The sequence below is a fragment of the Mycobacterium sp. genome, from assembly GCF_052144515.1.
Lineage (GTDB): Bacteria > Actinomycetota > Actinomycetes > Mycobacteriales > Mycobacteriaceae > Mycobacterium.
Genome location: NZ_JBKQQD010000515.1, coordinates 1 through 22724, shown reverse-complemented (window position 1 = coordinate 22724; position 22724 = coordinate 1). Strand labels below are relative to the sequence as shown.

At 64.3% G+C, this 22724-nt stretch carries 13 protein-coding genes and 2 pseudogenes; 8 read left to right on the top strand and 7 right to left on the bottom strand.

Translation table 11 applies throughout. The annotated features are described in order from the left end of the window. The first annotated feature begins 204 nt into the window (after nt 1-204). Nucleotides 205-1431, top strand: coding sequence for a PE-PPE domain-containing protein (locus tag ACLP9N_RS34785; RefSeq protein ID WP_442411656.1), 1227 nt, complete (start codon nt 205-207; stop codon nt 1429-1431). 2 nt (nt 1432-1433) lie between these two features. Here ACLP9N_RS34785 and ACLP9N_RS34780 read toward each other — a convergent pair whose 3' ends face one another. The 3 genes from ACLP9N_RS34780 to pks2 all read right to left on the bottom strand — a co-directional run bounded on the left by ACLP9N_RS34780 (nt 1434) and on the right by pks2 (nt 12486). Further along, the gene (locus ACLP9N_RS34780) at nt 1434-4553 is read right to left on the bottom strand and encodes an MMPL/RND family transporter (RefSeq protein WP_442411655.1); all 3120 of its coding nucleotides are present in this window, start codon (nt 4551-4553) and stop codon (nt 1434-1436) included. Between the two features lie 156 nt (nt 4554-4709). Next, complete coding sequence (locus ACLP9N_RS34775; RefSeq protein WP_442411647.1) at nt 4710-6152, bottom strand: condensation domain-containing protein; 1443 nt, start codon at nt 6150-6152, stop codon at nt 4710-4712. A 58-nt stretch (nt 6153-6210) separates the two neighbouring features. Beyond that, entirely contained in the window at nt 6211-12486 is a 6276-nt protein-coding gene (gene pks2, locus ACLP9N_RS34770; RefSeq protein WP_442411654.1) for a sulfolipid-1 biosynthesis phthioceranic/hydroxyphthioceranic acid synthase, read from the bottom strand. A 451-nt stretch (nt 12487-12937) separates the two neighbouring features. On the opposite strand from pks2, the gene ACLP9N_RS34765 reads away from it, so the two are divergent. Then, the gene (locus tag ACLP9N_RS34765; RefSeq protein ID WP_442411646.1) at nt 12938-14695 is read left to right on the top strand and encodes an AMP-binding protein; all 1758 of its coding nucleotides are present in this window, start codon (nt 12938-12940) and stop codon (nt 14693-14695) included. A 15-nt stretch (nt 14696-14710) separates the two neighbouring features. Here ACLP9N_RS34765 and ACLP9N_RS34760 read toward each other — a convergent pair whose 3' ends face one another. Both ACLP9N_RS34760 and ACLP9N_RS34755 read right to left on the bottom strand, forming a co-directional pair. After that, nucleotides 14711-16285: a phytoene desaturase family protein gene (locus ACLP9N_RS34760; protein WP_442411645.1), complete on the bottom strand. Its 1575-nt coding sequence runs from the start codon at nt 16283-16285 to the stop codon at nt 14711-14713. 49 nt (nt 16286-16334) lie between these two features. Next, complete coding sequence (locus ACLP9N_RS34755; RefSeq protein WP_442411644.1) at nt 16335-16949, bottom strand: TetR/AcrR family transcriptional regulator; 615 nt, start codon at nt 16947-16949, stop codon at nt 16335-16337. Nucleotides 16950-17029: 80 nt separating this feature from the next. On the opposite strand from ACLP9N_RS34755, the gene ACLP9N_RS34750 reads away from it, so the two are divergent. Then, entirely contained in the window at nt 17030-17515 is a 486-nt protein-coding gene (locus ACLP9N_RS34750) for a DUF2834 domain-containing protein (protein ID WP_442411643.1), read from the top strand. Here the strand turns inward: ACLP9N_RS34750 and ACLP9N_RS34745 are convergent. Next, nucleotides 17512-18078 (bottom strand): class I SAM-dependent methyltransferase, encoded by a 567-nt coding sequence (locus tag ACLP9N_RS34745; RefSeq protein WP_442411642.1) that lies wholly within the window; start codon nt 18076-18078, stop codon nt 17512-17514. The two genes, ACLP9N_RS34750 and ACLP9N_RS34745, sit on opposite strands and share 4 nt — an antisense overlap. A gap of 55 nt (nt 18079-18133) precedes the next feature. On the opposite strand from ACLP9N_RS34745, the pseudogene ACLP9N_RS34740 reads away from it, so the two are divergent. Then, nucleotides 18134-18986: pseudogene (locus ACLP9N_RS34740) on the top strand (helix-turn-helix domain-containing protein). Here the strand turns inward: ACLP9N_RS34740 and serS are convergent. Further along, nucleotides 18942-20201 carry a serine--tRNA ligase gene (serS, locus tag ACLP9N_RS34735; RefSeq protein ID WP_442411641.1) on the bottom strand — a complete coding sequence of 420 codons (1260 nt, stop codon included), beginning with the start codon at nt 20199-20201 and terminating at the stop codon, nt 18942-18944. The pseudogene ACLP9N_RS34740 and the gene serS sit on opposite strands and share 45 nt — an antisense overlap. 304 nt (nt 20202-20505) lie before the next feature. On the opposite strand from serS, the gene ACLP9N_RS34730 reads away from it, so the two are divergent. From ACLP9N_RS34730 to ACLP9N_RS34715, 4 genes and pseudogenes are all read left to right on the top strand, one after another. Beyond that, the gene (locus ACLP9N_RS34730; protein WP_442411653.1) at nt 20506-21786 is read left to right on the top strand and encodes a septum formation family protein; all 1281 of its coding nucleotides are present in this window, start codon (nt 20506-20508) and stop codon (nt 21784-21786) included. A gap of 5 nt (nt 21787-21791) precedes the next feature. Next, a pseudogene (locus ACLP9N_RS34725) lies at nt 21792-22220 on the top strand (metallopeptidase family protein). Beyond that, nucleotides 22217-22411, top strand: a complete 195-nt coding sequence (locus ACLP9N_RS34720) for a hypothetical protein (protein WP_442411640.1) — start codon at nt 22217-22219, stop codon at nt 22409-22411. Before ACLP9N_RS34725 ends, ACLP9N_RS34720 begins: the two are co-directional and overlap by 4 nt. Before the next feature lie 119 nt (nt 22412-22530). Further along, the coding region (locus tag ACLP9N_RS34715; protein WP_442411639.1) for a DUF2510 domain-containing protein at nt 22531-22724 on the top strand (194 nt) is incomplete at its 3' end.

Here is a 22724-nt window from a genome sequence, read left to right as displayed (position 1 = left end):
GATTGCGATGGACGCCGACATCGTGACGGACCGCGTGGCGGCGATCCTAGAAGCTAAAGTGAGCCCGTCGTACAACGAGAAGCCGATAAGGTCGTCGTCTGCAAACGCTGGTGCCATGTCTTTGTCAAGCAAGAGCGGCTTAAGCCTAATCGAGCCAGCTCAGATATCGTGCGGAGCGTTCCGTCGTCGCTACTGGCATACTTGCTGAAGGATAGTCTTCGCGCGCACCGCCTCAGATCAAGATCACCGCGCCTGTCGGCCGGCCTATATTTTGGGGGATTCGTGAACAAACTGCTCGGAGGGGCAGTCGCAGCAGGAATGCTAACGTGGGCAACGGCTTTCGGTGACGGTCTCGCGACAGCCGACACCGCGTTGATAGTCCCCGGCACCGGGGCGTCTCCCTATGCAGCGTTACGGTCGCTTTATCACTTCAATCCGGCGATGCAGCCTGACATCGGCGAGAACTACATCCCCCCCGGGGCTACCCGCCGCGTCATTCCGTATCCGGGGAGTTTCTGGCCCGTCACAGGCGTGAATTCGCCGACTGTCGGTCAGTCTGTGAACACGGGGACGAACAACCTCGACGCCGCGATCCGTAGCACCAACGGCCCCATCTACGCAGCCGGACTGTCACAGGGGACCCTGGCGCTCGACGCCGAACAGGCACGGCTGGCGAATGACCCGCACGCACCTCCGCCGGGCCAGATCACCTTCGTCAAAGCTGGTGACCCCAACAACCTTCTTACACACGTTTTCAGGCCCGGCACGCACGTCCCGGTCATCGACTACACCGTTCCGCATCCGATGGATAGCCAGTACAACACGGTCAACGTCGTGGGCCAGTACGACATTTTCTCTAACCCCCCTGGGCGCATGGGGAATCTGCTCGCTGACCTCAATGCGGTTACGGGAGCCGGATATTACGGCCACAGCGCCACGGCGTTCTCGGACCCAGCCCGCGTTGCGCCCGGGGACATCACCACGACAATCAATGACAAGGGTGCCACCACGACCACGTACCTCATCCGGAGCGATGAGCTACCGCTGGTACGGGCACTCGTGGACATGGCCGGCCTGCCTCCCGAGGCGGCTGGGCCACTTAACGCGGTGCTGAAGCCCATGGTGGATAGGGCTTACGGTCCGCCACGGGTGCCCCTTCCGAACGCGGGTGATCTCGGCCGGGGCGTTCGCCAAGTCCAAGGCATCGCCCCTGCAATCACCATCCCCATTGAAAGCACTAATGCCGGCATCACCGCCACCACCACCGCCTTCAACGTCGCCAACGTGGCCAACGCGGGCGGACACGTCGCCTCCGCCGCCAACGCGGGTAAGGGTGTCAAAGGTATCGTGACAAAAGTCAGCAATTTGCTTACCCAACGGCAAGAAATAACCTCAAGTCAGGCGGCGATGGCTCCGGCGACACTCCGGTAGAGCTAAAGTCTGAGCCCGTCGTACAACGAGAAGCCGACCAGGTCTTCGTCTGCAAACGCGGGTGTCTTGTCTTGGTCCGGCAACAGGCGTTTTCTAGGCCTGCGACGGTCAGCGCGACCGCGGTCCCGTCGTAACGGCCACCAGCCTGACGGCCACCACCAGTTCGCCTTTCCGACCAGTACGGCGATCGCAGGCACCGTAACGGTGCGCACCAGGAACGTATCCAACAGAAGCCCGGTCCCCAGGACGAAGGCGGCCTGAACGACACTGCCGAGGCTGCCGAATAACAGACCGTACATCGAGGCCGCCATGATCAGCCCCGCCGCAGTGATCACACCGCCGGTTGAGCCCACCGTGCGGATGACCCCGGAACGCACGCCCAGCGTGGATTCGTCACGAAGCCGGGAAATGAGCAGCATATTGTAATCCGCACCCACTGCGACCAATATGACGAAGGTTAATCCGGGAACGCTCCAATGCATTTCTTGGCCAAGTAAGAATTGAAAAAGGATGACGCCGATTCCGATCGCCGACATATACGAAACGATCACCGAACCAATCAGGTATAGCGGTGCAATGACCGCACGCAGCAATACCATCAAAATCAGCAGCACAATGAAAATGGTCATGATGATGATGAGTCGGAGGTCATGATCGGAGTAGTCACTCGTTTCCTTAAGCACAACCGGTAACCCCACCACCGATACCTTGGCATCGGCCAGCGTGGTATTCGGTTGAGCCCCCCGAGCGGCAGCTGTGATCGCACTGACCTGATCCATGGCAGCGGTGGTGAACGGATTGAGGCTTATTTGTATCAAATACCGCATCGCATGCCCGTCGGGCGAAACGAACGCCGAGGCAAATTTCTTGAGGTCGTCAACATTCATCCCACCCAAAAGGTCCTCCGCCTCGGCTGGGAGCGCCCCGGGGCCGGCCGCCTCGCCGGTGGCATACGACAGCAGTTGCGGGGGAATATAGAACCCCGCCATTGCCGGCGTTGTTGCGGTGTCCTTCATGGACAGCAGGAAAGCCGACGCCTCGCCGAGCCCCAGGCCCATCTTTTTGACCTGGTCGACCAGCAGTTGCACACCGTCGGCCAGTTGTTTGCTCCCGTCGGCGAGCATATTGGCCCCGTTTTGCAGGTAGCTGATTTTGGAATGCATGCTGCCGGCGTTGCCCATCCCCATTGAGCCCATGGAGCTCATGACGGTGCTGAGTGCCTTGCTCAATCCGGTCACGGTTGATGCCAGGGTCTGCACGGCTTGCGTCGCCTGCAGCTGTCGAGCCAGCTGAGCTATCTTCCCCAGCGTTCCGTCGTCGCGGGCGGTGACCATTCGCTGCAGTTCGATGCGCGCATTGTTACAGGCGGGATCGGTATTGCACATCGGGCTGTTATCAAGTGCATTTAGCACTGGGTTGGCCCAGTCTGAGTTGTTGGCGACAAAGTTGGCGTTCGCGGCAATGGCGTCGCCGAGTCCACGCATGCTGCTGACCAATTGTGCCGCGCCTTGGAGTTGCCCAAGTGTCGTATTCCCGCCGAGTACGTTCTGCAGATACCCGAGAGCATCGATAAGACCGCCGGCACCAGCTACGGCCTGGTTGACTTGGGTCCGCACTTCGCCGAGCTTGCCCGCCATGAGGTTGGCTCCGCCCGCCAGTTTGTCGAGATCACCGCTGCGGCCTGCGATCTGCTTGGAGCCCTCGTCTAACTTGCCGCCGACTTCACCTGCCTGCCACGAAGCCCTGGCCTGCTCCAACGACTGTCCACTGGGTCGGGTGATGCCCCTGACCACCTCGACACCCCGCACCTGGCTTACCCGCTGTGCCATCTGCTCCAGGTCGGCAAGGGCCTGCGGCGTGCGCAAATCGTGCGGTGACTCGATGAATAGGTACTCAGGAATGATCAAGTTAGTGGAGAAATGCCGGTCCAGTGCGGCATATCCGACCGAGCTCTCGACAGAAGCCGGCAAGATCTTGCGGTCGTCGTAGTTGAAGTGGGCCAACCCTGCGCAGCTGGCCAGAATGGCCAGGACCAGCGCACTGGCCACCAGATGGGTCTTGGGACGGCGCACAATGTGCACTCCCGAACGCCGCCAGAAGCGACGGGTGAGATCGCGTTGCGGCGCGATCCAACCGCGGCGCCCCGCAAGCACCAGCAGGGCGGGTAGCAGGGTCACCGCGGCCAGGAATGCTACGGCGACCGAAGTTCCCAACACCGGGCCGACGGTTTTGAGAATTCCCAATTGGCTGAAGATCATCCCGAGAAAAGTGATCGCCACGGTGGCTGCAGACGCGGCGATCACTTTGCCGATGGATGTCAACGCCCTGGTAACCGCTTGATCCGAATCGATACCTTGGCGCAAGTAGTCGTGATAACGGCTGATGAGAAATACGGCGTAATCTGTCCCCGCGCCGACTATCATCCCGCTCATAAAAATGATGGTCTGGTTTGCAATGCCCAGGCCCGCTAATCCGAGTATTGCCACAACACGCTGCGCGACCAACACGGACATGCCGATTGTTATCAACGGCAAGACCATGGTGACCAGATTCCGGTAGATGATCAGCAAAATGACGAACAAGAAGATCGTGATCGCAAACTCGATCCGAGTCCGGTCATGCTGCCCGGTGAGGTTGAGGTCGGCGACGGTCGACGCGGGTCCGGTCACATTGACAGTCAGCGTGGATCCCGCGACGGTGCGTTTGATGAGATCGTCGACCCGCGTGTACGCCTGCTTGGACTGGGGCGAGCCCAAGTCGCCGGGGAGGCCGATCGGCAGGATCCAGGCCTTTTGATCCTTGCTGGTCATAAGCTCGCGCAGGGGCGGTGCCGTGAGGAAGTCCTGGATCATGACGACGTCTCGCGTGTCCTGGTGCAGCGTGTCAACCAGTTTTTTGTAAGTACCTTCGTCGGCGGGGCTCAGCCCCTTGTCGTCACTCAGCACCACCACCACGATGCTGTCCACGTCGGATTCGTGAAACGCCGCGTTCATGCGCTCGGTCGAGACCAACACGGGGGCATTGGACGGCAGGATAGCCACCTGATGCCTCTGGGAGATCTCCTCCAGGGACGGCATGGTCAGTGAAAGCACACCCGCGACCACCGCCCAAATGCCGATCACAACCCACGGCCAGCGCACGATAAAGCCACCCAGCCGCGCAAAAATGCCCCCGCCGGCGGCGGGGCTAGTCGTCTTCGTCTGCCGTGACACTCGTTACCGCCTGGAACCTACGCATATCAGCGAAATCGCCGCCTAACACCCTCTGCACTTCGGTCGTCAATACGCCGGCTGTTTAGAAAGCTCAGCGGCGTTACGCACACGCGATGGCCTCCAGCCATCGGCAACGCGAACGCATACGGATTTGAGTGCCGCTAGATATTGGGTAATGGATTCACGAGCGACCGAATTGTTCGGAAACAAGACGCTCACTGTGGTCTCATCGAACCGACCCACAATCATACTCAGTGGGTAAGTAACCCTGCCATCGCTGTATGCACCCATATTCAGGCCGTCGAACATTTTGGTGAGCATCGCGAAAGGACCAGCTTGTGCGTCGAAGAAATTGATCTGGGAAAACAGCGGTCGAGGCCTGCTCAGCGAAGGCATCAACTCCACTACGCGCTCAAAAGGCACTTGCGCCAGATCCGTCCCCGCATCAAACGAAGTCTGTGCCGCTCGAGCAGTATCATCGAAAGACGCTGCTACGACAGGAAAAGTTACCGGTATCAGCCCAGTGAACCAACCTTGTGTCGTAAGTTCAGCCTGATTGCTGCGGGTATCTTTTGGTGTAGTTCCCGCATATACTTCGGCGCCGGTCAATTCGTATAGCGCGAGGGCAACGCAGGCGAACATCCCACCGATGAAGCGGGAACCCGCTGCGACACAGGCGGATTCGAATCGCTCCGTCTGTTTCTCGTCCAGCAGCGTCACACTCAATAGGTCGCCGCCATAGGGCACCGACCGATCACCAAGTGGCAGTGGGAATTCCGGGAAAGTTCCGTCATTGGCTTCGGCAAATTCGATCCACCGGCGTACCTCCGGGGAGTCCACGGTCAACGCGGATGTGTACTCCCGTTGCCGGACGCAGTAATCGTCATAACTGCCGGCCTGCGACATCGCGACGGGCGGTTCACCCATTATCAGGGCAGCGTACATCGTCTGGAACTCCATGAGTCCCACCCCAACGAACTGACCGTCCACATGGAGATGATCAATGCTCGCATAGAAGGTGAAGCGGTCTGGACGCTGAATAATCCCGAAGCTGAAGCAATCCCACTGCAGTGAATCCGGTGTAGCCAAAATGTGGTCCCGCACCTCCGCGGGGCCCTTCTCGCCGTCCTCGGTCGGGACAAATTCGATATCGGCCGGGTCGGCAATGGTGTGCCGAACGATGTGGTCGGCATCCTGGTACTCAAACCAACTGCGGTATGTATCGTGCCGACGAAGATGTGCATTAATGACATACGTCATAGCGCGGATATCGCACCGGCCGAACACCTCGCAAGAGGCGACGAGCAGCCGTGAATGATCGAGCCCCCGGGCGGCCTGCTGGGAAAAGCTACGAAGATGCCGCTCTTGTATGTAGCTGGGTGGCACAGGACTCACCGGTGCCTCGTGGGCTTTGGCACGCGCCGCAGGTGATGGGTGCCAGGAAACGAGTGAACCTGGACTCGGCTCCCATTCGTTAAGTGTTGCTAGTTCTAGTGGGCCTAATAACACGGTGTCTCCTGTAGTTCAGCACATGCGGTCCGGCACTTCGACGGTAAATCCTTGCCGTCTACGACGATGCAACTTTGGCGTCTTCGGGTGCCAGCTGTTCGTACAGGTGGTCGGCTAGTCCTCGTACGGTGGTGGTGATGTTCTTGGGGTTGAGACGTATTCCGGTTTCCGTTTCTATGCGTGTCCGTAGTTCGAGGGCTCCTAGCGAGTCTAGGCCGTATTCGGGCAGCGGACGGTCGGGATCGACGGTTCGACGCAAAATCAGGCCGACCTGTTCGGAGACGAGTTGGCGCAGCCTGGCGGGCCACTCGTCTACTGGCAACCCGTTCAGGTCGGTGCGGAACTTGCTTGTGCCGGAACGGTTTTGCCCGGATTGGAACACTTCAAAGAACTTGCTCCGTTCGGCGAGGGCGGCCAGCCATGGTACTCCGATGATCGGGGTGTAGCCGGTGTAGGCGCGGTTGTAGCGCAGCAGCGTCTCGAAGGCGTAGGCGCCCTCTTCTGCACTGATAGCAGCGCCGCTGCTTTCGGCCACGGCCGTGGCACGGCCCACCTCGGCCCAGGCTCCCCACGCGATCGAGGTGGCGGGCAGGCCTTGGGCGCGCCGCCAGTGGGTGAAGGCGTCTAGCCAGCTGTTGGCTGCGGCGTAAGCGCCTTGGCCCGGCGAGCCCAGCAGCGCGGCTCCCGAGGAGAAGGAGCAGAACCAATCCAGCGGCGCAGTGGCTTCAACCTCACGCAGGGCCTGGTGCAGGTGCCAGGCGCCGTAGGCCTTGGGGGCCCAGTCGCGGGCGAGTAGCTCGTCGGTGATGTTGGCTAGGGTGGCGTCTTCGACCACACCGGCCGCGTGCAGCACACCGCGCAGCTCAAGCCCGGTGGCGGTGGCGGTGGCCACCAACCGGTCGGCAGTGCCCGGTTGGGCGATGTCGCCGCATTCGACCACGACGTCGGACCCGATCGCGCTGATCAGCTCGATGGTCTCGAGCGCCCTTTGATCCGGCTCGGAGCGGGAGCTGAGCACGATGCGGCCAGCGCCGGCCACGGCCATCTTCTCGGCGAGGAACAGCCCCAGTCCGCCCAAGCCGCCGGTGATGAGGTAGGAGCCGTCGGCGCGGACGGGCTCGACCTGTTCGGGGGGCAGAACCACACTGCTGGTGCCGGTGCGGGGGATGTCGAGGATGAGTTTGCCGGTGTGTTCGGCGGCGCTCATTACCCGGATCGCGGTGGCGGCTTCCGCCAGCGGGTAGTGCGTGGCGTGCGGCATCGGCAGGGTGCCCTCAGCAGTCAATCGGTACACCGTGTTCAACAACTCCCGGACTTGGCCGGGGTGGCTGACCGACAGCAACCCCACGTCGACGCCGAAGAAGGCGAGGTTTTGGCGGAACGGGAACAGGCCCACCCGGGTGTCGCCATAGATGTCGCGTTTGCCGAGCTCGACGAACCGTCCACCCAGGGTCAGCAGTTTCAGCCCGGCCAGTTGGGCGGCGCCGGTCACCGAGTTGAGCACGATATCGACGCCGTATCCGTCGGTATCTTGGCGGATCTGCTCGGCGAACTCAATGCTGCGCGAGTCGTAGACATGTTCAATGCCCATCTCGTGCAACAGTTCTCGGCGTTCCGGGCTGCCGGCGGTGGCGAAGATCTCGGCTCCGGCGGCGCGGCAGATTGCGATCGCTGCTTGGCCGACCCCGCCGGTCGCGGAGTGGATCAACACCTTGTCACCGGCTTTGATGCGGGCCAGGTCGTTGAGCCCGTACCAGGCGGTGGCGTGCGCGGTGGTCACCGCGGCGGCCTGGGCGTCGGTCAGTCCCGGGGGCAGGGTGGCAGCCAGGTTGGCGTCACAGGTGACGAAAGTGCCCCAGCATCCGTTGGGGGACATGCCCCCGACGTGGTCGCCGACTTTGTGGTCGGTGACATCGGGGCCGACCGCGGTGACCACGCCGGCGAAATCGGTACCCGGTTGCGGGAGATGCCCCTCGAAGGAGGGGTAGCGGCCGAACGCGACCAAGACATCGGCGAAGTTGATGCTGGACGCGGTGACGGCGACCTCGATCTGTCCGGGACCGGGCGGCACCCGGTCAAAGGCGACGAACTCCATCGATTCCAGGTCGCCCGGCGTACGGATCTGCAGGCGCATGCCGTCGGTGGCGCGGTCCACGATGGTGGTCTGGCGTTCCTCGGGACGCAGCGCAGTGGGGCACAACCGCGCCGTGTACCACTCATCGTTGCGCCAGGCGGTCTCGTCTTCATCGGGTCCGGCAAGCAGTTGGCGTGCCAGCTGCTCGACATTGGTCTGCTCGTCGATGTCGATGTGGGCGGTACGTAGGTGCGGGTTCTCGGTGCCGATCACCCGCAGTAGACCACGCAGCCCGCCCTGTTCGAGATTGGCGCAGTCCTCGGGCACCACCGTTTGAGCGTTGCGGGTTACCACATACAGGCGCGGCGAGGCGCCGTCGATCTCGGTCAGTTCGCGTGCGATACGCACCACATGGGCGACGCAGTCACCGCCGCGCACAGCGCACTGCTGGTTGGGGTTGGGGTTCTGTGGCCCGGTCAGCACCACCACGCCGGTGGGCCCGCTGGCACCGAGCTGAGCCTGCAGCGCCCCGGCGGCGGCCCCGTGGTCGCCGTGCTGGGGCCAGAACACCGTCGCGCATTGCGCTTCGCGCAGCGTCAACGCATCGGTCAACGCGGTGGCCGCCGCATCCGCACCGGTCGAGGTGCTGATCAGCAGCCATCGTCCGGTCTCGGTCTGGTCGGTTTCGGGCAGCTTGCGCGGTTGCCATTCGATGGTCAGCAACCGCTCGTTGAGCACGCGGTTGCGGTTTCCCTGCTCGGAAACCCCCGCGCCCAGCAGCAACCCCTGTACGGCCAGCAGCACCGTCCCCTGCTCGTCGAGCACATCGAGGTCGGCCTCGATGCCGGCCGCTCCGGTGTTGGTCACCCGGATGCAGCAGTACTGCGCGCTGCGTGCCGAAGCGTAGGCACGGAGCCGGCGCACTCCCAACGGCAGCATCAGACCACCGCTGACGGCGGCCTGCACGTCGGGATGAGCCGCGATCGCCTGGAAGCAGGCATCCAGCAGGGCGGGGTGAATCCCATAGGAATTCAGTTGGGAACGAATCGAAGGGGGCAACGCGACTTCGGCCAGCACTGTGCTGGGGGTTCCGTCGGCCGTCCCGTCGGCGATGTGGGCGCCGCCCAAACCGGTGAACGCCGGACCATATTGCACACCGTGCTGGTCGAACCGAGTGCGCATCTCCTCGCCGTCCACCCGCAACGAGTGCGCCGCCAGCAACCTCGCCATGTCGTAGCCAGCTGGGGGTTCGTCGTCGGATTTGGCGTGCAGCTCCGCCGAGGCCCGCCGAAGGTGTCCCATACCTTCGGCGACCGACGCCTCCACGACGAACTCGACCACTCCCGGCGAGTTCACCGTCGCCACCGCCGAGACCGGGGTCTCCTTGTCAAGCAGCAGCATCGCCTCAAAGCGGACGTCGCGGACTTCGGACCCCTCACCCAGCACGGCGCGGGCCGCGGTCAACGCCATCTCGCAGTAGGCAGCCCCCGGAAGGGCGGCCACATTGTGGATCTGGTGATCACCCAACCAGGGCAGCGTCGCGGTGCCGACGTCAGCTTGCCACCCGTGGCGCTCGGGCTCCTCGGGCAGCCGCACATGCGAACCCAACAGCGGATGCACAGCAACGCTGAAACCACCCTTGGCCTGATTGTCATCGACGCTGTGGAACAGGTGACGATGTGTCCACGCCGGCAGCGGCGCATCCACCAGCCGCCCCTGAGGATAGGGCACCGAGAAGTCCACCGCCGCGCCCGCGGCGTACACATCGGTCAGCAGGCCACGCAACCCCAGCGGCAGCAGCTGCTCGCGGCGCATCCCGGCCAATGCTGCGACCGGCATACCGATGCTGGCCGCGGTCTGCTCGACAGCGTGGGTCAACAGTGGGTGTGGTGACAACTCGGCGAAGACGCGATACCCGTCGTCCAGCGCCGCGCGCACCGCCGCGGAGAACCGCACCGTGTGACGCAAATTGTCCGCCCAATACCGCGCGTCGCAGGCCGGGCGCTCGCGCGGGTCGAACAGGGTCGCCGAGTAGTACGGGACCTGCGGTTTCTGCGGGGACAAGTCGGCCAGTACCTCGGTCAACTCAGCCAGGATTGGGTCGACCTGTGGCGAATGCGAGGCCACATCCACGGCCACTTCCCGGGCCATCACGTCGCGCTGCTCCCACGCGGCCACCAGCTTGCGGACCGACTCGGTGGACCCGGCGACCACCGTGGACTGCGGCGAGCTCACCACCGCCACCACCACGTCGTCGACCCCTAACGCCGTCAACTCCGACTGCACACTAAGCGCGGGCAGCTCCACCGACGCCATCGCCGCAGAGCCAGCGATGGCGGCCATCAGCTTCGAGCGCCGGCAAATCACCCGCACCCCGTCTTCCAGCGACAGCGCCCCGGCGACCACCGCTGCGGCGGCCTCGCCCATCGAGTGGCCAATCACGGCACCGGGAATCACCCCGTAGGACTTCATCGTGGCCGCCAGCGCGACCTGCATGGTGAATATGGTCGGCTGCACGCGATCGATGCCGGTGACTGTCTCCGGCGCCGTCATCGCCTCGGTCACCGAGAACCCGGATTCCCGCGCGATCAGCGGCTCGGCTTCCGCGACGGTCGCCGCGAACACCGGTTCGTTGGCCAGCAACTCAGCGCCCATCGCCGCCCACTGCGAACCCTGCCCGGAAAACACCCATACCGGACCCCGGTCGTCTTGACCCACCGCACTCTGGTACGGAGTGTCGCCTTCGGCCAGCTCGCGCAGGTTCGCGACCAGCTCCTCCATAGTGGAGGCCGTGACGGCCGTGCGCACCGGGCGGTGCGCACGCCGGCGTGCCAGCGTGTAGCCCAGATCCGTTAGCGCCATTGTGTCCGCGTGCTGTTGCACCCAGTCGGCCAGCCGCTTGGCGGTTTGCCGCAGTGCATCCGCGGAAGTCGATGACAACGGAAACCACAGTGGGTCAGCCATACCCGGGGCACTCGCCCCGTCGGGCTGTGCCTCGGTTTCGGGAGCCTGCTCCACAATCGCGTGCACGTTGGTCCCCGAGAACCCATACGACGACACCGCCGCCCGCCGCGGCACAGCATGACCGTTACTAGTCGGCCACGGTGTGGTCACCAGCGGCACAAACAGATTGGTCTGAATGGGGGCGATCTCGTCGGGCAACCGGGTGAAATGCAGGTTGCGGGGGACCACACCGTGTTGCAACGCCAGGATCGCCTTGGCCAGCCCCAGCACCCCGGAAGTCGACTGGGTGTGCCCGAAATTGGTCTTCGCCGACGCCAGCGCGCACGGGCCCTCCAGGCCATACACCTCAGCCAGGCTGGCGTACTCGATCGGGTCACCAATGGGGGTACCGGGGCCGTGGGCCTCCACCATCCCGACCGTCGCGGGCTCAACACCCCCGGCAGCCAACGCCGCCCGATACGCCGCGGCCTGCGCGGACTGCGACGGTGTCGCGATGTTGATCGTGCGGCCATCCTGATTGGCCGCCGTGCCCCGCAGCACCGCCAGAATCCGGTCGCCATCGGCCTGCGCATCCGGCAACCGTTTGAGCAGCAGCACCACACAACCCTCGCCCGGCACGAACCCATCCGCCGCGACGTCGAACGCATGACAATGCCCGGTCGGAGACAACATTCCCAACGCCGACCCAGCAGCGGCCTTACGCGGTTCCAGCTGCAACGACACGCCGCCCGCCAACGCCAGATCGCTTTCGCCCTCGTGCAAACTGCGGCACGCCATATGCACCGCGGCCAGACCGGACGAACATGCGGTATCCACCGTCAACGCCGGACCATGCACCCCCAGCGCATAAGCCACCCGCCCCGACGCCATGCTGAAGCTGTTGCCCAAAAAGCCGTACGGCCCGTCCAATGCGTTGGCGTCAGCAGCCACCATGGTGTAGTCACCGTGCGTCATGCCCACAAACACACCCGTGCGCGAACCCGCCAATGCGGTCCGGGTCAGACCCCCGTGCTCCATGGCCTCCCACGACGTCTCCAGCAACAACCGCTGCTGCGGATCCGTGTTGATCGCCTCACGCTCGCTGATCCCGAAAAACTCGCAATCGAAGGCCGCGGGCTTGTCCAAAAACGCGCCCCACTTACATACCGACCGACCAGGCACACCCGGCTCCGGGTCGTAAAACTCGTCAGCATCCCACCGGTCCAGCGGAATCACGGTGATCAGATCATCGCCACGCAGCAACGCCTCCCACAGCAACTCGGGGGAGTCGATGCCTCCGGGTAACCGGCACGCCATACCAATCACAGCAACAGGAGTCACACGTGGCTCATCCACTGCCCGTTCACCTCTTCTTCCCACCAGCTCTGCAAGGGACACCAACGGATTTCACCCCTAGCCGGAACGCTGCATCATCGCAGCTAAACCCGCCGTCCCCCGACATCGAAGCCAGACTCTAATGCTGAAGTCATTCAGCAGCGTAGCTGTTCCCATCCGCCGATGTAGCAAAAACCGTGCGAACGTACCAAATTCACAGTCCCGAATTGCGCGCCGCGGAGTCGGCCGAACGGCTTAGCAGCGCGTTTCGGCGCTGTTGCCGTGCGACACCGAGCGGCGCACAGCTCGCACATAGCCGAACGCGCCCGCGATTGACTCATCGGTCAACTGCCCGGCCAGCGGGCTCCGCCGCTTCCGATTGAGCTGGTGAAGTCAGGCGTGACGGGACAACCAAGAGGTATTGTGTTGCCCTGTGGTTGAGCCTTCCATTCCCGCGATCTTGCGCCAGAATGTCAATTTGCACCCCGATGGCGCTGCATTCAAATATGTTGATTATGGCCGGGACTGGGAAGGCGTAGCCGAAACGGTGACGTGGTACCAGTTGTATCGGCGGATGGTTAACGTAGCACTCGAGATCAGGCGCTGTGCGGCGCCTGGTGACCGAGCCGTGATATTAATGCCGCAGGGCCTGGATTACATCTATGCCTTTCTGGGTGCAATGCAGGCGGGCGTTATCGGGGTGCCGCTTTCACTGCCGATGGGTGGCGCCACCGATGAGCGCGTTGATTCGGTGCTGCTCGATGCCACGCCCACGGTCATTCTCACGACATCCTCGGTGATAGGCGATATCTCCCAACAGATTACGTCGCAGCCTTTGGACGTTGCGCCAACGATCATCGAGGTTGACCGGATAGATCTGGACGCTTCGATACCGTCAGGTGTCGAGCACGACAGCCGTCCAGGTGCCGTGTATTTGCAATATACCTCCGGGTCGACCCGTACCCCGGCCGGGGTAATGATCACCTATAAGAATTTGCTGTCCAATTTCAAGCAATTGATATCCGGCTATTTTGCGCATCTCGGCGGCGTTCCGCCACATGATACCTTTCTTATGTCGTGGCTGCCCTTCTATCACGACATGGGCTTGGTGCTGGGAGTTTGTGCGCCGGTTATGGCGGGATTTCCCGCTGTACTCACCAGCCCCATAGCATTCCTGCAACGACCGGCCCGGTGGCTTCAGCTGATGGCAACCGGAGGTCAGTCGTGCGGGGGAGAACAGGCGTTCTCGGCGGCACCGAACTTCGCCTTCGAACTGGCGGCGGGCAAAATCTCGGACGACGACCTGGCCGGGTTCGACCTCGGTCGCATAGTGACCATCCTCAGCGGTAGCGAGCGGGTGAATCCGGCAACCCTCAAGCGCTTCAGCGACCGGTTCGCCCGCTTCAATTTTCAGGCATCGGCGCCGCGGCCCTCGTATGGACTTGCGGAAGCAACGGTGTACGTGGCGACGAGCACTTCTGGCAAACCACCCACGATCATCGATTTCGACGCCGACGAACTGTCCGCTGGGCAAGCGAGGCGCTCGACGGGCGGGAACAGTACACCGCTGATCAGTTACGAAGTGCCCCAATCGCCGGCGGTGCGCATCGTTGATCCCGACACCAGCACCGAATGCCCGCAGGGAGCGGTCGGCGAGATCTGGGTACACGGCGACAACGTGGCCGTCGGCTACTGGAACAAGCCCGCGCAGACCGAGCGCACCTTCGGAGGAAAGCTCGCCGCTTCGTCGGCCGGCACACCCGAAGGGCCCTGGATGAAGACTGGGGACTCGGGCTTCATTTCCGACGGCGCACTGTTCATCATCGGCCGCATCAAAGACCTGCTGATTGTTCGCGGGCGCAACCACTCTCCCGACGACATCGAGGCGACGATCCAAGAGATCACCCAGGGTCGGTGCGTGGCGATAGCGGTTCCCGATCGCGGTGGCGAGAAGCTGGTCACCATCATCGAAGTCAGAAGGCGCGGCGCCTCCAACGAGGATGTGGCGGAGCGACTCGGCGTGGTCAAGCGTGAAGTGACCGCTGCCATATCGACTTCACACGGCTTGACCGTGTCGGATCTGGTTATGGTGTCTCCCGGTGCGATTCCCATCACCACCAGCGGCAAGGTCCGACGAGCAGAGTGTGTGAAGCTATACCGGCACGGCCAGTTCAAGCGGATAAACGCGTAACGGGCGTCCGGCTCCCTAAGCCTTAAGGTCCGCGAGGGCCGCCTGCGCCGCGTTGTAGCCGGGAATGAACGTGATGCCGGGTCCGCCGTGGCATCCGGTACTGGCGAGGTAGAGCCCGTCGACCGGGATCGGCTGCCCGATATAGCCTTTCGGCCCGGGACGGTTGGGACCGACCTGCTGCGGATGGAACAACCCATGGCAGTAATCACCGCCCGGGGCGCCGAACATCACTCCCATGTGCTTGGGCGTGAAGGTGGTGTGCCGGCTGATGCTGCGTTCGAAGTTCGGCGCCAGGCGGGTGATCTTGTCGATCACCCGCTGACCCATTTCGACCTTCGCCTGGCCGTAATCCACACCGCCCTCGATCGGGAACCACAACGCGAATGCCGATGCGGCGTGCTTGCCCTCGGGCGCCAGGTCGGGGTCGTTCTGCGAGGGGATCTGGAATACGACGGTCGGATCGGCCGGCACGATCCCGCGGCGACAGTCCTCCCACTGCCGCTGGACTTCTTCCGGTGTGCAGAAGATGCCGATCGACGCCTGCATGCTCGGGTCGTTGAGCGCCTCGTAGGGCGCGGCGAACTCGGGGGCCTCGTCGAGCGCGAAGTGCATCTGGATGTAGCTGCCGCGGTGGTCGATCCGCGCGTAGCGTTCGCGGATGTCGGCGGGCAGCACAGCGGGGTCGATCAGCTCGTTGAGCGTCAGGTCGGGCGCGATGGCGGAGATGACGATCGGGGCGGTCAGGGTCTCTCCCGCCTCGGTGCGGACCCCGCTCACGTGGCCGTCGCTGATGAGGATTTCGGTCACCTTGGTACGCAGTCGGACTTCGCCGCCGTCGCGCGCCAGCGACTCAGCCAAATGCGCTGTCAGCGCTCCGATGCCGCCGCGCAGCTTCTTCATCTGCATGGTGTCCCCGTCGGGGACGCCGAGCCCGAAGGCGAGCGCGGCCGCGCTGCCCGGCGTGGCCGGGCCGCGGTAGAGGGTGTTGACCGCCAGCACGGTCATTGAGCCGCGCAGGGCGCCGTGCTTCTCGCGGTCCGGAAGATAGCGGTCCAGCACGTCGGTGACCGAACCGAACAGCATGTCATCGATGGCCGAACGCTCGAATTCATTTGTGGCGCAGGCATACATCTCATCGAACGTCTTGGGCAGCGCACCGGCGTCGAACCGGCCCAGCGCCCGCGTCGGCGCCTGCGCCCAGGCCATCAGCCCCGCCATGCCGTTGACGGCCTCCGCCCCGTGCACCTCGTTGAGGTGGGTGAACAGCTTGACCGGATCGCTGTACTGGACCATCGGGTCATCACCAACGCCACGCAGCGCCACCGACATCACATCCAGGTCGATCGTCGGCAGCGTATCCAGGCCCAATTCCTGCTTGACCACCGGCGCGGTCGGGAACTGCACCGAGCCCGCGATCTCGAACTGGTATCCGTCGAAAAGCTCCACGGTGGAGGCCATTCCGCCGGCGTAGAGCTTGGATTCCAGGCATAGGGTCCGCAGCCCTGCCTTCTGTAGCAGCACCGCCGCGGCCAGCCCGTTATGCCCGGCACCGATAACTATCGCGTCACACGTTGTTTCGGGTTCACCCATTAGCTTGCCCTCCGGAATGCAGGCTGGCATGGTCCGAAAGTTTTGTCAATTATGACGAAACCCAGGCATCGGTGATGCCGGCCCGCAGCGACTCCAGCCCCACATGACATACCCTCGCGAGTTCGCCCAGCGACCGGTCCGCGCCGAGCATCCACACTTCCATGGCGCCGAAGACCGCCGCCGAGATGCAGCGCGCGGTCACGGCTGTGCGCACTTGGGAGTCCGGAGTCTGGTCGGCCGCACGGTTACGCCGTTGCAACTGCGCGGCGATGGCATCGGCGAAGTCGGCCTGGACTTTGTGGATATGGCGGACGATGCGGACGGGGTCCAGCTCGTCGCCGCGCAAGGTGGCTATTTTCGTCACGGCCTCAACGTCATACGGGAAGGCGAAGATCGCCGACTGCACGGAATCGATGATCGGTTCCTCGGCCGGACGGGCGTCCAGCGCCGCGCGAAACCAGTTGAGTCCGGTGTAGTCGGCGAACAGCAGATCGTGCTTGGACCGGAAGTGGCGGTAGAAGGTGCGCAGCGAAACACCGGCGTCGCCCGCGATCTGCTCGGCCGACGTGTCCTCGACGCCCTGGGCCAGGAATCGCACCACCGCGGCCTGACGCAAGGCCTCGCGCGTGCGCTCGCTGCGTGCCGTCTGAGCGGGCCGGACCATGCCAGTAAGTTACCCCAGACCAATCGCCACAAGTTCTGACAATATTGACAAAACTTCGCGCCGAGGGTGAGACTGCGCCCATGGTCTCGCTTCTTGTCCACGCAGTTCTGGGGCTCACCGTCATCGGCTGGATCGTCGCCGCCAACTCCAAGGTCTTCGCCCGCCCGGCCGGTGGCCCGATGTTCTCACCGCTGGAATGCGTGTACTACGTCGTCGGCATCGCGTCGGTCGCATTGGGGTGGTACTTCAACATCACCTACGTGCAGGAGTACTCGCACGGCTCCACCAATCCGCTCTGGGGCGAACACGGCAGCTGGGCGGAGTACATCCGGCTGATGTTCACCAACCCGGCGGCAGACTCGGCCAGCCAGGACTACACCATCGCGAATGTTGTGCTGCTGCCGATCTTTACCATTGTCGACGGCTACCGCCGTGGGCTGAAGCACCCCTGGCTGTATTTCGTATCGAGCCTCTTCACCAGTTTCGCCTTCGCGTTCGCCTTCTACTTCGCCACCATGGAACGGCAACGTCGGCACGCACAGGCCCGCGAAGCCATAAACGCCTAGGGTTTGGTGGCACGCCAGCGCTGGCGAGCGCCATTGGCGTCGATATAGACGTCGGTGAATCCGGCCTTTCGCAGCCGTCCCGCGAAATCCTTTGGGGGGATTGGGTTGTAGGTGTCCGCGATGTGTTTGAGCCGAAACGACAGCGATGGCACGCCGTCACTGCCGGCGAAAGCGCAGCCCGGTTGCAACACCCTGAACGCCTCGGCGAACAACTGATCTTGCAATTCCGGGCCGGGGACGTGGTGCAGCATCGTGAAGCAGACCACGGAAGTGAAGTGGCCATCGGGCAGCCCGGTATTGGTGCCATCGCCATGAATGACGCGGGCTCGATCGCCGTAAAGGCGATTCAGGCGATCGGCCATCGAGCGGTCGACCTCGACGGCTGTGAGCGAGGTCGTCCGACCGAGGAGGGCGTGCAGTGTCGCCCCGTAGCCAGGGCCGATTTCCAGGGTCCGCGGGCCGAGTTCGACCCCGTCCAACGCCCAGGGCAGTAGCTGATCGGCCACCATTTTTGCCCAGCTGGAGGAATTGCAGCGGTATCGGTGCAGAAGATTCATAGCCATGCCGTCGACGCTATGCGGAGTCCGTGGCCGCGGGCTTCCGATATTCTGCCGTGATATGTCGGAAAACGGCCACCTCGTGACACCGCTTGTGACTGCGTCGTTGTCGCTGCCGGCGGGCGCGCGGATCGAACGTCACCGCCATGACTCGCACCAGATCGTGTACCCGTCGTCCGGCGCGGTCTCGGTGACCACCCCCGCGGGCACCTGGATCACGCCTGCCAACCGAGCGATCTGGATACCGGCGCGTTGCTGGCACGAGCACAGGTTCCACGGCCACACCCAATTCCACGGTGTCGCGCTGGACCCGCAGCGCTATCCCCAGGGTCCCGAGGCACCGACCGTGCTCGCGGTCAATCCGCTGATGCGAGAACTCATCATCGCGTGTTCGCAAACCGGCGCAACCCACGTCGACGAACACCACCGCATGCTGGCCGTCCTGCACGATCAGCTACAGGCAACGAGTATCCGTGAGCCACTGTGGATTCCAACACCGGTCGACACCCGTTTGCGCCAAGCATGCGCGCTGATCGCCGACAACCTGACCGAGCCGTTGAGCCTGCAGGAAATCGGCGACCGAATCGGCGTCAGCCAGCGCACGCTGAGCCGCCTGTTCGCCGACGAACTGGCGATGACGTTCCCCCGATGGCGCACCCAATTGCGCCTGCATCACGCGGTGATGCTGCTGGCCGAGCACCAAGACGTCACGTCGGTGGCGCTGAAATGCGGCTGGGCCACACCAAGCGCCTTCATCGACATTTACCGGCGGGCCTTCGGGCACACTCCGGGCGCTCGCCGTGCCTAGCCCGATGGTGGCGACCCGCTTCGCCCGGCACTGGACCTGCCAGTCGCGCTCGCGATCGCCACTAACCGGCCGGTTCCAGGACCTCGGTGCCCACGTAGGGGACTAGCGCCGCCGGCACCCGCACGCTGCCGTCGGCCCGCTGGTGGTTCTCCAGGATCGAGACCAGCCACCGGGTGGTGCCCAGCGTGCCGTTGAGCGTGGCCGCGATCTGCGGCTTGCCGTTCTCGTCCCGGTAGCGCGTCGCCAGCCGGCGCGCCTGGAAGGTGGTGCAATTCGACGTCGACGTGAGCTCGCGGTAGGTGCCCTGCGTCGGCACCCAGGCCTCGCAGTCAAACTTCCGGGCCGCCGACGAGCCGAGATCGCCCGCGGCGACGTCGATTACCCGATAGGGCACCTCGATTTGCTTGAGCATCTCACGCTGCCAGCCCAGCAGCCGTTCGTGTTCGGCCTCGGCGTGGGCGGGCTCGCAATAGACGAAGCCCTCCACCTTGTCGAACTGATGCACCCGGATGATGCCACGGGTGTCCTTGCCGTAGCTGCCGGCCTCGCGGCGGAAGCAGGACGACCAGCCCGCGTAGCGCAGCGGCCCGCCGGACAGGTCCAGGATCTCGTCGGAGTGGTAGCCGGCCAGCGGGACTTCGGAGGTGCCCACCAGGTAGAGGTCGTCGGCTTCCACCCGGTACACCTCGTCGGCGTGGGCACCCAGAAATCCGGTGCCCGCCATCACCTCGGGGCGCACCAGCACCGGCGGGATCATCGGGATGAAGCCGTTCTCGACGGCCAGCCGCAACGCCAGCTGCAGCAGGCCCAGCTGTAACAGCGCGCCCCGACCGGTCAAGAAGTAGAACCGCGAGCCGGATACCTTGGCGCCGCGCTGCATGTCGATGAGGCCCAGCGACTCGCCGAGTTCCAGGTGGTCCCTGGGGTTGTTCAACTGCGGCAGGTCGCCCACGATATCGAGTACCGCGTAATCGTCCTCGCCACCGGCGGGCACCGGATCCAGAATGACGTTCGAGATCGCCATGTGTGCCGCGGTGAACGCCGCCTCGGCCTCGGCCTGGGCGGATTCGGCGGCTTTCACCTTCTCGGCGAGTTCTTTGGCGCGCGCCAGTTTCGCCGGGCGTTCGTCGGCAGACGCGGAGCCGACGCTCTTGCTGGCGGTTTTCTGTTCCGCGCGCAGCGAATCGGCGGCCGAAATCGCGGCTCGACGATCGGCGTCGGCGGTCAGCAACGCATCCACCAGCGCCGGGTCTTCGCCACGGCTGAGTTGGGACCGGCGTACGGCGTCGGGGTCCTCCCGGAGCAACTTCAGGTCGATCACGGCCGCAAGACTACTTTTGACGCTCCGGTCCGGTCGCGTCAGATGGCTGAGCGCTCGTCATGGCGATCCCCTGACGCAACATCGGCAACATTTGTCACGCGGCCGCGGCGGTCCTGTCAGAATGGAGGCGATGTCCGACGCGCCCGAAGAAGCTGTACCCACCGGCGAGAGCGAGCCCATCGGCGAGCCTGTCGCCGATCCCGCCGCCGGCCTCGCCGGCGCGCCTGCCGACGACGCGTCCCCCGAGCTCGCCGACGAGCCCACCAGAGAGCTGCCCGCCGGGCCCGCCGAGCCCGCCGAGGAGATGGCAGACTCGCCGGCCGGCTTCCGCTGGCCACGTGGGTTGCAGGCGACGGCGACCAGGCGCGCCCTGCTGCTCACCGCCCTCGGTGGCCTGCTGATTGCCGGGCTGGTCACCGCGATTCCCGCCGTCGGCACCGGACCCGGGCGGCTAGCGGGCTATATCGACAGCGATCCGGTTCCCAGCACCGGCACCAGGAGCAACGCCGCCTTCAACCATGCCGCCAGCGGTGACTGCCTGATGTGGCCGGACGGCAACCCGGACGCCGCGAGCATCGTCAAGTGCACGGACGACCATCGCTTCGAGGTCGCCGAGTCCCTCGACATGCGGACTTTCCCCGGCTCGGAGTACGGGCCCAGCGCCGCTCCCCCGTCGCCGGCCCGCATTCAACAGATCACCCAGGAACAATGCGAAGCCGCGGTGCGGCAGTACATGGGGACCAAGTTCGACCCCAACAGCAAGTTCAGCGTCAGCCTGCTGTGGTCCGGGGACCGAGCGTGGCGCCAGTCGGGCGACCGCCGCATGCTGTGCGGTCTGCAGCAACCCGGCCCGAACAACCAGCAAACCGCCTTCAAAGGCAAGGTTGCCGACGTCGACCAGTCCAAGGTCTGGCCCGCCGGCACCTGCTTGGGCATCGACCCGGCTACCAACCAGCCGATCGACGTTCCGGTCGACTGTGCAGCGCCGCACGCGATGGAGGTGACCGGCACGGTCAACCTGGCGGAGAAGTTCCCCACTGCCCTACCCGCGGAATCGGAGCAGGACGGGTTCATCAAGGACTCGTGCACCAAGATGACCGACGCCTACCTCGCGCCCATCAAGTTGCGCACCACTACCCTCACGCTGATCTATCCCACCGTGTCGCTGCCAAGCTGGGCGGCGGGCAGTCGCGAGGTTTCGTGCAGTATCGGCGCGACCCTGGGCAACGGGGGCTGGGCCACCCTGGTGAACAGCGCCAAGGGATCGCTACTGATCAACGGTCAACCGCCGGTGCCACCGCCCGACATCCCCGAGGAACGACTCACCCCGCCGCCGATACCCGTCCAGGCACCGGTTCAGGCCCCCCAGCAAAGCACTCCCCCCGACGCCATCCCGCCGGGCAATCAGCATCTCCCCCAGCAACCGGTGGTGACGGCGCCCCAATCGCCGGTGTCGCAGGCGCCCGCTGCCCCAGCGTCGCCGGCGACGCAGGCCCCACCCCCGGCCGACGCGGGAGCACCACCTCCGGCGGACGGCGGAGCGCCGCCGCCAGCCGGGCCGGGCGAGCCCGCCCCGGGGGGCTAGCCCGGGTGGCTGTGCGGATGGACCCGCAGCGGTTCGACGAGCTGGTCTCTGACGCACTGGACCTCATCCCCCCCGAGTTGGCCGCTGCGATGGACAACGTCGTCGTGTTGGTCGCCGACCGCCACTCGGAGGACGCCGAGCTGTTCGGGCTCTACGAAGGGGTGGCGTTGACCGAGCGGGACTCCGACTACGCGGGGGCGCTGCCGGACGCCATCACGATCTACCGCGAGGCACTGCTGGATGCCTGTGATTCCGACGACGAGGTCGTCGAGGAGGTGGCGATCACCGTAATCCATGAAATCGCCCACCATTTCGGCATTGACGACGACCGGTTGGAAGAACTGGGCTGGGCCTGAGAATCCGATGCTGCTCGGTCCTTCTCTGGGCGCGGCACCCCGATTTTGTCCACGGCCGGTGCTATGAACGGCGTATGAGCACGGGCTGTCGCGACTGCCGGGCAGGCTTGGATCACTGCCACGGCACCATGATTCACCACGCGTTACACCGGTCGGAATGCACCGAGCGGGGCTGCACCACCCCCGAGCTGGTGATGCACAGCTTCGTCGTCGACTGCGAAGCCGTCGGCTGCCGATGCTGGGATGAATCGATCCCGCTGGCGGTCTAGCTGGTTCTACCCGGGCTTGCCACGCCTCCGGGCGGCGCGTTCTGATGGTTTGACTTTCCCGATGGTTGAATCCCAAAACGGCTCATTTGTCTGTGGGGTCGCTGATACCGTGTGTCCGCGTGACCACGCCCTCACCCGCACCAGGCTGGTATCCCGACCCATCGGACCCTGGGAGACGGATCTATTGGGACGGCACCGCATGGAGCACACCCGCGCCGAGCGCAGCAGACAAGTCCAATAGCGGCAAGAATGCGGCGGTTGCGATTGGCGTCTGCGTGCTCGTTGTCATCGGGCTGGTGATGTCGATGCAATC